This window comes from Aliivibrio sp. SR45-2 (genome assembly GCF_963890165.1).
GTDB lineage: Bacteria > Pseudomonadota > Gammaproteobacteria > Enterobacterales > Vibrionaceae > Aliivibrio > Aliivibrio salmonicida.
Genome location: NZ_CAWPRC010000199.1, coordinates 1 through 12,259 on the forward strand (window position 1 = coordinate 1; position 12,259 = coordinate 12,259).

8 protein-coding genes and 1 pseudogene are annotated in these 12,259 nt (G+C 38.7%); 5 read left to right on the forward strand and 4 right to left on the reverse strand.

Annotated features, from left to right (window positions below; genetic code table 11):
* The 4 genes and pseudogenes from AACV33_RS19120 to AACV33_RS19135 form a co-directional block, all read right to left on the reverse strand.
* Positions 1-328 (reverse strand): annotated as a pseudogene (locus AACV33_RS19120) (hypothetical protein); the annotation flags it as partial.
* A gap of 177 nt (positions 329-505) precedes the next feature.
* Entirely contained in the window at positions 506-2,521 is a 2,016-nt protein-coding gene (gene prc / locus AACV33_RS19125) for a carboxy terminal-processing peptidase (protein ID WP_017023229.1), read from the reverse strand.
* 17 nt (positions 2,522-2,538) lie between these two features.
* Positions 2,539-3,171 (reverse strand): RNA chaperone ProQ, encoded by a 633-nt coding sequence (gene proQ / locus AACV33_RS19130; RefSeq protein ID WP_012550195.1) that lies wholly within the window; start codon positions 3,169-3,171, stop codon positions 2,539-2,541.
* 106 nt (positions 3,172-3,277) lie between these two features.
* Positions 3,278-3,730, reverse strand: coding sequence for a GAF domain-containing protein (locus AACV33_RS19135; protein ID WP_017023230.1), 453 nt, complete (start codon positions 3,728-3,730; stop codon positions 3,278-3,280).
* Positions 3,731-3,847: 117 nt separating this feature from the next.
* On the opposite strand from AACV33_RS19135, the gene AACV33_RS19140 reads away from it, so the two are divergent.
* The 5 genes from AACV33_RS19140 to AACV33_RS19160 form a co-directional block, all read left to right on the forward strand.
* Positions 3,848-5,641, forward strand: coding sequence for an ABC transporter ATP-binding protein (locus AACV33_RS19140; protein ID WP_370527198.1), 1,794 nt, complete (start codon positions 3,848-3,850; stop codon positions 5,639-5,641).
* Positions 5,642-5,658: 17 nt separating this feature from the next.
* Positions 5,659-6,885 carry a PqiA/YebS family transporter subunit gene (locus AACV33_RS19145; protein ID WP_182700540.1) on the forward strand — a complete coding sequence of 409 codons (1,227 nt, stop codon included), beginning with the start codon at positions 5,659-5,661 and terminating at the stop codon, positions 6,883-6,885.
* Entirely contained in the window at positions 6,863-9,505 is a 2,643-nt protein-coding gene (locus AACV33_RS19150) for an MlaD family protein (protein WP_023603228.1), read from the forward strand. Before AACV33_RS19145 ends, AACV33_RS19150 begins: the two co-directional genes overlap by 23 nt.
* Before the next feature lie 168 nt (positions 9,506-9,673).
* Positions 9,674-11,095: a 16S rRNA (cytosine(1407)-C(5))-methyltransferase RsmF gene (gene rsmF, locus AACV33_RS19155; RefSeq protein WP_182700541.1), complete on the forward strand. Its 1,422-nt coding sequence runs from the start codon at positions 9,674-9,676 to the stop codon at positions 11,093-11,095.
* A 33-nt stretch (positions 11,096-11,128) separates the two neighbouring features.
* Positions 11,129-12,259 (forward strand): threonine/serine exporter family protein (locus AACV33_RS19160; RefSeq protein ID WP_182700542.1); only part of this gene is annotated, 1,131 nt, incomplete at its 3' end.

Genomic DNA, 12,259 nt, shown 5'->3' on the forward strand with positions numbered 1-12,259 from the left:
GGCTAACTTGATAATGATAAACTTGTGGTTCTTCTTCATCGCCTTCAAAGCGAATACGTTCTTGAGACAAAGAAAACTCGCCTCTCCACACATCTGCTGAATTTGATTCCATTTCAATCATCTCTATAAAAAAATCATGATTCGAACTCAACGAAATATGAAGAACATCATAATCACTCTCTGCATCTTTTGGTTTAAAGAAATACCAATCACCAAGAAGAAAAGGATTTTCAAAATAGGTAATATTATTATTTTTTAGCTCCACCGTTGCACTTGATGTGAAGGGACTAATAAAAAACAACAGAATTAACAATATTATCGGCTTCATAACTTTCTCCCATTAAATCTACTTTTTATCTTTTATTATTCTCTCTATTAATCCTAGATGAAAAAATGGGTATCTGCTTGAATTTTACGTATAAAAAAACAGAAGCCATAAATAGCTTCTGTTTTTAAATAACGATAATGAAAGCGTTCACTTCAAGAATAGCAATATTCTTAAGTATTAACGTTCCATTGTTGCCAAATCAATGGTAATTGATACTGCTTCGTCTAAATAAGCATCTGGTACTTCGTAATCTTTTGGTATGTCATCAATAGATTTAAACGCTTCTTTTTCAAGATGTTTTTGTCTTTGATTTACACGCTCTAAACGACGAACATCAGCATCATCACTTTCTTTCTCACGCACTTTCTTATTTAGTGAAATCGAAGTAATGTCTTTTTCTGCTTTATAACGAGCAATATCTTCTTGAATGAAACCAAACTCTTCATCTGATTTAATTCGTTCAACATGCTTTTGTGCCAATGGAGCAATCGTGTTCGCAATCTGATTTGTTTGCTTATACTCGGCTGCTTTAATGCTATCCCAAGGAAGTGCATTATCTTCAACACTTTCGCCAGTATCTTTAGCATCAATCGCGGTTGGGAATGCAATATCAGGAACAACGCCTAAATTTTGCGTACTACCACCATTGATTCGATAGAATTTTTGAATTGTGTATTGAACATGACCTAGCGGCTTATCAAATAAATCATAAATATGATTCAATGAACGATGCTGTTGTACTGTTCCTTTACCAAATGAATTTTCACCTAAAATTACAGCACGGCCATAATCTTGCATTGCTGCAGCAAAAATTTCAGAAGCAGAAGCACTATAACGATTTACTAATACAGTCATCGGACCGGTATAAGCAATTTCACCATCAGTATCAGCATTTACATTAACACGTCCATAACTATCACGAACTTGAACTACAGGACCTGATGTAATAAATAAGCCAGATAATGCAGTTGCTTCAGTTAATGCACCACCACCATTGTTACGTAAATCGACAACAATACCGGTAATGTTTTTTTCTTTTAATTCAGCAATTTGTTTTTTAGTGTCTTCAGCTAAGCCAACATAGAAACTTGGTACTTCTAATACACCAATTTTCTTGCCGTCTTGCTCAATCACCTCAGACTTAACTGCTCTATCTTCTAAACGAATCTTATCTCGAACAATTGTGACAACGTGACTTTTTGAATCTTTACCTTCTGGCAAGATATCAAGATACACTTTTGTTCCTTTAGGGCCTTTTATTAATTGAACAACGTCATCTAAACGCCAACCAATCACATCAACAGATTTTTCACCTTCTTGAGCAACACCAATAATTCGGTCACCTTCTGAAAGTTGTTTACTGTTTTGTGCAGGACCACCAGCCACGAGAGATCGAATAACAGTATAGTCATCGGTCGCTTGCAATACTGCACCAATACCTTCTAATGAAAGATTCATTTCAGATTGGAATTGTTCAGCATTTCGTGGGGATAAATAGCTAGTATGAGGATCAACTTCACGAGCAAATGCATTAATGTAAAGTTGGAACGCATCTTCGTTGTGACTTTGAGTCAAACGCTTTAACGCATTATTATAACGCTTGCCCAACATCTTTTGGATTTCAGGCCAATCTTTTCCTGTCATAGACAAGTTAAGCGCATCATATTTAACACGTTTACGCCAAAGTTCATTTAACTCAGCGTCATCTTTTGGCCATGCCGCGTCAGAGCGATCTAACTCAAAAGATTCATCAACAGTATAATCAAACTCTTTATCTAATAAAGACAATGCATAAACGTAACGCTCAAAACGACGTTTGAGTGATAAGTTATAAATATCAAAGGCGGCTTGAGTATCACCCACTTTTAATTGATCATCAAATTTGGTTGATAATGGAGCGAAAGAGGTAAGATCCGCTTGAGTAAACACGTTTCGATTATAATCGAGCATGTCTAAATATCGCTCATAAATGGCAACTGAGAAGTCATCATTCAATGAGAAATGCTTATAATGAGAACGTGTAAAACGAGAAGTAACGCGCTTACTTGCTGTCGCATGCTGAGTTTCAGCCGCTAATACAGGTAAGTCCGTTTCTGAATACTTGGCTTCAAGAACCTTAGCTTCAAGTGCGTGTGCAGACGCTGCTAGCATTACGCCAGCAGCAATCAGCGAGACTCTAAATCGACAATTCATGCGTCGGGAGTACTCCTTTATGAACGAAGGTTCTCCGCTTTAACAACCATTTGTAGGCCGTTTGATAAGCGAATTCGAACATCATCCTTGTTAATTTCTACGATTGTCGCTGGCATGTTGCCTTTACCCATGTTCACACTTACGTTATTACCTACGGTAATTTCGTCAGAGTTTAGAGCACGAGTTTCAACTGGCTTCTCTTGCTTTTTCGCAACAGCAGCAGGTTGAGGACGACGCTTTGGTGGAGTAGTAGCACGAGCTGGTTTTTTAGCTTTCGCTTCTTCTCTTGCTTTTTTCGCTTGCTCTTTACGACGAGCAGCTACTTTAGCTTTGCTCTCTTCAAGAGATGCTTTAGCGTGTTCAACGTGCTCTTCTTCTAGTTCACCACAAGGGTTACCATCTAAATCAACACGAGATGCGCCCGGCTTAACACCGTGTAGGTAACGCCAAGAAGATGTGTACTGACGTAAGCCAGCACGTAGCTGAGTTTTACTTACTTTAGAATCATCGCTTAAACGCTCAGCTAGATCTTGGAAGATACCAATTTTAAGAGGTTTAGCTTCGCCTTCTAAAATAAAGCATTTCGGGAAACGCTCAGCAATGTATGCAATAACTTCTTTGCTGTTCGCTAGTTTTTCAGAGTTTTCCATGTAGTTTCCTGATAGATACGGTTTAGTCCGTATATAGGTTTATTTCTAGTAAAGATATTGCGCTATTATAGATACTTAAGCGTGAAAAACCACTACTGAAGGAAAATTAAAGTCTCTTTTCTGCTTCTTTCATGAAATCAACCAGTCCTTTTTCGTCAATTTCACTAAATCGACCAATATTTGGGCTATCTATATCTAGGACACCAGCCAACTTTCCATTTCTATAAAATGGAATTACAATTTCTGAATTACTTTCCGCGTCACATGCGATATGTCCATCAAATTCATGAACATCTTCAATACGTTGAACTGTTTCAGTCAAAAATGCAGTTCCGCATACGCCCTTACCTATCGTAATCCTAATACAAGCGGGTTTCCCTTGGAACGGTCCTAATACTAATTCATCGTCTTTAAGTAGATAAAAGCCAACCCAATTAATGTCATCAAGCTCCATATTCAGTAATGCGCTTATATTTGCAAGATTAGCAATAAAATCAGGTTCATCTTCAATAAGGCCGATTGCTTGTTGCGTTAGTCGTTGATAATTTTTTAAATTCATCTCTACTTCTTTCCTTTGTTAGATCTATTCTAAGTATTAACTATACCAATCACTTGCGACTCTAATTATACTGAGTACAATGCCTCCGAAAATACAATAATAGGAATCATTCTCATTGTGAATAACATTACTTCTCCTACAATTAACTGGAATTGGCTACTAAGGCAAGCTCGAAGCTATAAAAAGCGCCTATTTAGTGCTAATTTAATCGCCATCGTCGCGACACTCATTAGCGTACCGATTCCATTGTTCATGCCATTAATGGTCGATGAAGTCCTACTTCACAAACCGGCTACTGGTGTTGAATTACTAAACACCCTGCTTCCTTCTGCATGGCAAAGCCCTGTCGGCTATATTCTCTTAGTTCTTGTTCTTGTGATCTTAATGCGGATCATCAGCCAAATATTAAATATTATTCAAGGCCGTCAATTCAGTCTTGTTTCTAAAACGATTACTTATCAGATCCGCTTACAACTGCTTGATAAACTCAGTCGCATTAGCATGAAAGAATACGAGTCTCGTGGAAGCGGTGGAATCAATTCACATATCATTACAGACATCGATACCATCGATAAGTTCTTAGGCCCGACACTAAGTCGCTTTATTGTTTCCTTTTTAACGGTATTAGGCACTGCTGGTGTTCTACTTTGGATCAACTGGCAACTTGGTTTATTCATTCTTCTTGTTAACCCTATTGTGATCTATTTTTCTCGAAAATTAGGCAATCGAGTAAAAGATTTAAAAAAGAAAGAAAACCAAGCCTATGAAAAATTTCAAACTCGATTAATTGAAACCTTAGATGGGATTTATCAACTTCGAGCATCTAACCGTGAACGTACCTTTTTAAAGCAGCTACAAGTACAAGCAGATGATATAAGAAACAGTGCCGATCAATTTACCTGGCAATCAGAAGCTGCTGGTCGTCTTTCTTTTCTGCTTTTCTTATTAGGCTTTGAACTTTTCCGCGCTGCTGCAATGATAATGGTATTAATGAGCGACTTAAGTATTGGTCAAATGTTCGCTATTTTTAGTTACTTATGGGTAATGTTGTCACCAATTCAAGAATTATTAAGTATTCAATTTTCTTGGTATGGCGCTTCTGCCGCACTAAAACGAATAAATACGTTGCTGCATATTGATGAAGAACCTAAAGTTAATAGTACTGTTAACCCATTTGATTCTCATGTAACCGCCAGTATTTCTATTTCTGATCTAAACTTTAGTTATAACGAAGAAGTGCATGTCTTAAAAGATTTATCATTAGCTATCCATCCAGGAGAGAAAGTGGCTCTGGTTGGTGCAAGTGGTGGTGGTAAATCGACACTGATCCAACTGTTACTGGGATTATATCAACCCAATAGTGGTCAAATATTATTTAATGGTCATGACACTCGAGACGTTGGATTTGAAAAGATTCGTAACCAAATCTCGGTTGTATTACAGCAACCTATACTATTTAATGACACACTAAGGCATAATCTGACATTAGGCAGTGAATATTCTGATGATTTATTATGGAATGCGCTTGATGTAGCTCAACTGCAAGATGTCGTCATTCAGCTAACGGATGGGTTAGAGACGCAAATTGGTCGCCAAGGTGTAAAGTTATCTGGTGGACAACGTCAACGATTGGCTATTGCGAGGATGGTATTAACCGACCCAAAATTTGTTATTTTAGATGAAGCAACCTCTGCACTGGATACTGCAACAGAAGCGGCATTACATAAGGCATTAAGTGATTTCTTGGTAGGACGCACAACACTCATTGTTGCTCATCGACTAAGTGCCGTAAAACAAGCCGATACGATTTATGTTTTAGATGATGGAAAAGTAACTCAATCAGGAACTCATCATGAACTCGTTACACAACAAGGACTCTATCAGACACTTTATGGATCAATACAAAGTTAATCTCTTGGATAACCATCGTGGAAGACGCTAAGTTTCGTCGCTGTCACGGTTGTGACCTTGTTGTAGAAGTTGCGAAGGTAGACAAAAAGCAAAATGCTCACTGCCCTCGCTGCAATACGCAGCTTTATCGTGGTAATCGTATTTCACTAAACAGTGATTTGGCGATTGCCATTGCTGCGTTGTTACTATTTATACCTTCGCATTTTTTCCCACTCGTCACCATTAAACTATTTGGTGTCATGATCCCTGCTACATTGCCATCAGGTTCAATCACTCTGATGTCTGAAGGGTTTCCAATGCTTGGGTTATTGATTCTATTTTGCAGCTCTATTGCGCCTCTGCTTGTGTGTTCTTCCGTTGTCGCAGCACACCTTGCCCTTAGAAAAAAATGGTTTAATTTATTTCGTATAAGCGTTACTACAGTACAACACTTAAAAAATTGGATGATGTTAGATGTCCTTCTCGTCAGTTTAGCGATTGCTTGTTTTAAAATACAAGACCATGCCGATATTTTTGTCGGCTCTGGATTATACGGATTAATCCTTTTGCAGTTTGTCACTTCTTTATTGCTCACTCATGTAAGTGCGCGACGCTACTGGCGAGCATGGCAAAGAAAAAATCAAACGAAGATTGAAGCTCCAATTACGGATCCTCTCAATTCGATACATTGTGAGCACTGCCATTTTACCCAGCAACATGGAACTCATTGTGTTCGATGTAAACGTGCGATTCACAAAAGAAAACCAAAATCCATACAAAAAACATGGGCTTATTTAATCGCTGCTAGTATTTTCATTATTCCTGCGAATATTATTTCCATTTCAATTTTATTAACAAATGGGAAACGCCTTGAAGACACTATTTTTTCTGGGGTTGCAGGGCTTATTCAATCGGACATGTACGGTATTGCCATCATAATCTTTGTTGCCAGTATCATCGTACCTGTAGCGAAAATTCTGGGGTTAGGTTACTTACTCCTTTGCATTCAATTTAAACGTACTATTTTTCATCGCCAGCGTATGTCTATCTATGTCGCGGTAAAATTGATAGGGAAATGGTCAGTCATGGATTTATTCGTAATTTCAATTATGATGACCTTGATTGACCGTGGACAAATTTTAGATTTTACACCCGGAATGGGTGCAGTAGCCTTTGGCTTAGTTGTAGTTTTTACTATGCTAGCCGTAGAAAGTTTTGATTCTCGTCTAATTTGGGATAATTATGAACGCGCCAAAAAACGTTGATTCTTCAATCGAACAAGTAAATATCAAAACCGAACGCGGTATATCCCCGCTTTGGATCTTGCCCTTACTTGCCCTTTGCTTAGGCGGCTGGCTTGTATATTCTGCTTTTGTCGAGGCAGGGCAACGTATTCAAATTTATTTTGATGATGCTCAGGGCTTAACCGCGGGTAGAACAACGATTCGCTACCAAGGCTTAGAAGTCGGTATGGTCAAAAACATCACCTTATCGAAAGACTTATCGAATATCTATGTAGATGCTGACATTTATCCTGAAGCGTCCGAGCTATTAAAAGACAACACTCAGTTTTGGTTAGTAAAACCACAAGCTTCGTTAACTGGGATTTCAGGGCTAGACGCTCTTGTTTCTGGTAACTACATTGCGATTTTACCGGGTTCAGGCGAAGCAAAAACACAATTTAATGCATTGGCTAACTCCCCTGTCATTCAACCTAATTCGACGGGATTAAACATTACATTGAGATCCAGTGATCTTGGTTCGATCTCGGTTGGTTCAAAAATCTATTATAAAAAAATTCCGATTGGTGAAGTGTATAACTTCAAATTAGATGAAAAGACCGACAAGATAAAAATCAAAGCCTTAATTGATGAAGAATATGCTCATTTAATTACGTCTAAAAGTCGTTTTTGGAATGCCAGTGGCATTGGTGCCAGTATTGGATTTGATGGCGTTGATGTGCAATTTGAAAGTTTATCGGCCTTAATTGGTGGGGCTATTGCTGTGGATTCACCCGATGATGGTAAAGCGATTGATAATGGTGAAGAATTCCGTCTTTACTCAAATATCAAAACCGCTGGCCGTGGTATTTCCATTAAAATAACACTACCGGACAATAATCAAATTAGTCCTAATGGCTCATCGATTATGTACCGAGGATTAGAAATCGGTCAGATCAACAGCTTAAAATTATCAGACGATAAAAAAGATATCATTGCATCAGCAACCGTTGAACCCGCGTTTGCTGATTACTTAAATGATGGCTCTCGCTTCGTACTAGAAGAAGCGAAGGTCGGCCTTTCTGGTGTCGAAAATATCGGTAATTTAGTCCGTGGTAACTTCTTAACACTGGTTCCTGGTGAAGGAGATAAATCACGAACGTTCTCGGCTATTCGTAAACCAGAGTTAATAAAACAAGACGCTAAAGCAATAACGTTCTCTTTATACGCAGATCGCTCATTTGGTTTAACTGCCGATACTAAAATCTTATATAAAGGCATTAAAGTAGGTTCGATCACTCATGTCGCTTTAGTTGGTGACCGAGTCAAATTTGAAGCAATGATTTTTGAACAATACAAACGCCTTATTAAATCACATAACAAATTCTTTGTTTCTGGTAGTGTCTCTGCCGAGTTAACCGATTCAGGACTAAGTATTGATGTTCCTCCCGCTCAAGAATTGATCTCAGGCTCGATAAGTTTCACGAGTGAAGGTAAAGGGTACAAGCAAAAGAATTACACGTTATTTAAAAACAGTTCATTAGCCGAACTCGCTCAATTTAAAACAGAAAAAAGTACAGAGCTCACTTTATTCAGTGCAGAACTTCCTCCTATTACCAAGAACAGCCCTATTCTTTATCGTAACCTTGTTGTTGGTAAAGTGACGGATTTCAGCCTTGGTAACGATGGCGTAAACATTAAAGTAAATATTGAAAAGCAATATGCTCACCTTATTCACAGTGACACTGTATTTTGGAATTACTCTGGCGTTAATGTTGAGGCCAGCTTAAGTGGCGTAAATATTCAAGCGGCCCCTCTACTATCCATGATCCGTGGTGGTATTGGTTTTGATAACATTCAAGGCGTAGAAAATAAATTAGGTCAAAAGTGGAAGCTCTACTCAACTCTTTCTGAAGCACAAGCATTCGGAAAGATCATTGCTTTCACTGCGAAAGACAGTTCATCAATATCAAAAGGAACACTGATTAAATATCAGGGCGTTACTGTTGGTGAGATAAGTAAGGTAACACCAAACTTCAAACAAAGTAATGTGTATATACAGGCTCGGATCTTTCCAGAATACGTAAATCAAATTGCCATTCCAGGCAGCCATTTTTGGGTAGTAAAACCAACAATTAGCCTGACTAAAACAGAAAATCTAGACACACTGCTTGGCAGTTATATTCAAGTCACACCAGGAAAAGGAAAAGGAAAAGTACAAACTCAATTTTCTTTAACTGACCAACCACAAGCCGCTGCACTTATAAATTACACCTTAGAGTCATCCACTCGCGGGTCAGTTAAAGTAGGCACCCCACTTTTATTTAGAGAAATTGAAGTCGGTGAAGTCGTTGATGTTAGGTTAGGTGATCTATCTGACCGTATTATTATCACTATTGGTGTTCAACCAAACTATGCTTATTTAATTCGAGAAAACAGTGTTTTCTGGAATGTGTCTGGTGTAAATATGTCGATTGGTATCAGCGGTGCAAAAGTTCGAGCCGGTACTGTTGATAGCATCTTACGTGGCGGGATTGCTTTCTCTACCCCAGATGATGAATCTTTAGCTCCACAGGCAAAAGAAAACAAATCATACTTACTGTATAAAACATCAGAAGACGATTGGCCGTTGTGGAACGCAGCAATACCAAACCCAAATAAATAAGACAAATAACCACACGTCTTAATGTATAAAAAGGCAGCTATTACTTTATAGCTGCTTTTTTATTATCAATTCTTTCAATAATTAAGTCTTTCAATTAATTCCATTTAGACAATAAGCTCAATAGGTATTACACTCCCTCCCATAGTCATCATCCAATGAGATCTCTTCGTGCACGATAATATTTTTCTACCCGATGCTTTTTTAGCACAAGTTCAAGAAACTATGCCTTCTCACCTTTCTATGGACGAATTTGTTGCCGCTTGTAAACGCCCTTTACGTCGCAGCATTCGTGTGAATACACTAAAAAACAGTGTTGAAGAATTCAAAAAAAGAGCCGAAGAAAAACAATGGCAATTGGACCCAGTGCCTTGGTGTGATACCGGATTTTGGATCACAAGACAAGAAAGCGATACTGTAAAGTTAGGCAGTACCGCTGAGCACATGGCTGGTCTATTTTACATTCAAGAAGCCAGTTCAATGATGCCCGTCACTGCATTATTAAAAGACAATGACAATATTGAAATGGCATTAGACATGGCATCTGCTCCGGGGTCAAAAACAACCCAACTTGCCGCGGGAATGAAAAACAAAGGCGCTTTAGTTGCGAATGAATATTCGTCAAGTCGTGTAAAAATATTGTGTTCAAACGTCCAGCGTTGTGGTGTGAGTAACGTAGCTCTTACCCATTTTGATGGTCGTGTATTTGGTGGTTGGTTACCTGAAAGATTTGATTCAATTCTACTGGATGCGCCTTGTTCTGGTGAAGGGACAATCCGTAAAGATCCTGACGCTATGCATAACTGGAGCCCAGAATCGGTTATTGAAATTGGCGATACTCAACGTGATCTAATAGAAAGTGCGTTCCACGCTCTTAAGCCCGGTGGTGTTATGGTGTATTCAACTTGCACCCTAAACCATGAAGAAAACCAAAACATTTGTCATCATTTAGTGACCGAATTCGGTGACGCCGTCACGTTTGAGCCATTAGGTGATCTTTTTGAGAATGCAGAAAAAGCATTAACAAAAGAAGGCTTTCTACATATCTACCCTCAAATCTTTGACAGTGAAGGCTTCTTCGTTGCAAAGATTCGTAAAAACTCGGCAACGATTGCGCCAGAAGTTAAAAAACGATTAGGTAAGTTCCCTTTTGCTTTAGCAAATCAAAAAGAAATAAAAGCAATTGAAGATGAACTACATAACACGCTGCAATTATCTATTCCTGAAACCAATGAACTTTGGATCCGAGATAAAGAAGTATGGGCGTTTCCAAAAAGAATGAGCTCATTAATCGGTGAAATGCGTTATCACCGTATTGGATTCAAACTCGCAGAAACTCACAAGAAAGGCTATCGCTGGCAGCATGAAGCAATTATGGCTATTGCAAAAGCAGATAATCCAACAAGTTCTGAATTAACCATAGAACAAGCTCGTGAATGGTATATGGGTCGTGATGTTCGTCCTGATAATGTAGGTAAAGGCGAAACCATTGTCACCTTTAACGGTGCCGTGATTGGATTAGGTAAATGGGTTGGTAACCGCATAAAGAATGGGCTTCCTCGTGAACTAGTTAGAGACGGTAACTTATTTTAATCAACGCTAATTAAAAAGTAGTAGGAAACGGATATGCCTTCACAATATAGAATCAAACGGATTGTTGAGATTGGAGACACCCTACACCGATGTGGGTGTGCTCCCTATAAAGTAGAACGTTATACCACTTTTTATGCAAATAAATATGGCATAGAGTGCATGATCCAAGCGACACCTACCTCTATAAACTATCAGTTTCCTGATGATGATAATGCGGTCATCATGAAGCGACACAAGCCAGCAGGCATTGATTTAGGCTTGCTGGCAAATACCATTATCCGCTTACAACAACCATTAAATGAAAGCTCGCCTCCTGCTGAAAGCATCTTCTTTCCTACATGGATGGTTGCATTAGCAAACATTTGTATTCCCCCTGCTTTTTTGATGCTAGTAGGCTCTACCTATGAAGCATTATGGGTCAGCTTTCTGCTTGGTTTTATTGTTTGGGGTTGTCAAACGATCTGCACTAAGCGTCGCAGTATCGCTGTTGAATTTTTTAGTGCTTTAGTCATAACTCTCATCGTTACTTTTATCGCAAGTTTAGGTTTTCCGATCCCCATATTAGGGTTATGCATTGCTGCAATAGTTCTCTTTGTTCCCGGTTTATCTATCGCGAATGCCTTAGAATGCTTAGCATTTAACGACTTAGTCTCTGGCACCAGTTTACTTGGCCAATGCTTTCTTACCTTAATCAAACTTTTTATCGGTATTATCATTGGCTTTCACATTGGTGACGCTTTATGGACCATCCCTGAATCCGTAAAATATCAAAACGAATTTCCTCTATGGTTACAGATCGCAGGTTTACCTTTAATTTCTTTTTGCCTTGGCGTCATGTTTAAAGCTAGATTCCAAGATATGATCTACAGCTTACCTGTCGCCGTTTTAGGTATGTGGGGGCCTTTCTATTTAGGCTTTGATGGAGGATGGGTGGTCGGTACTTGGGTAACAACCGTATTGATCACACTTTATGGCACATGGATAGCTAAACGCTTAAATCTGACGGGTATTATCTTTATTATTCAAGGTATTATTATTCTTGTTCCAGGAAGTCGGGTCTTAGTAAGTGCAAGTCAAAGTGTGTTTCAAGAATCAATACTTCCGATTCCGAGTATTGGGTTATCCGCCCTCTTTATGTTCTCAGCCATTGTTGCAGGGCAAATC

Bases quoted from the DNA above. Each gene is read 5' to 3' on its own strand.
- prc (WP_017023229.1), bottom strand. From the start codon at position 2,521: ATGAATTGTCGATTTAGAGTCTCGCTGATTGCTGCTGGCGTAATGCTA.
- proQ (WP_012550195.1), bottom strand. From the start codon at position 3,171: ATGGAAAACTCTGAAAAACTAGCGAACAGCAAAGAAGTTATTGCATAC.
- AACV33_RS19135 (WP_017023230.1), bottom strand. From the start codon at position 3,730: ATGAATTTAAAAAATTATCAACGACTAACGCAACAAGCAATCGGCCTT.
- AACV33_RS19150 (WP_023603228.1), top strand. From the start codon at position 6,863: ATGAACGCGCCAAAAAACGTTGATTCTTCAATCGAACAAGTAAATATC.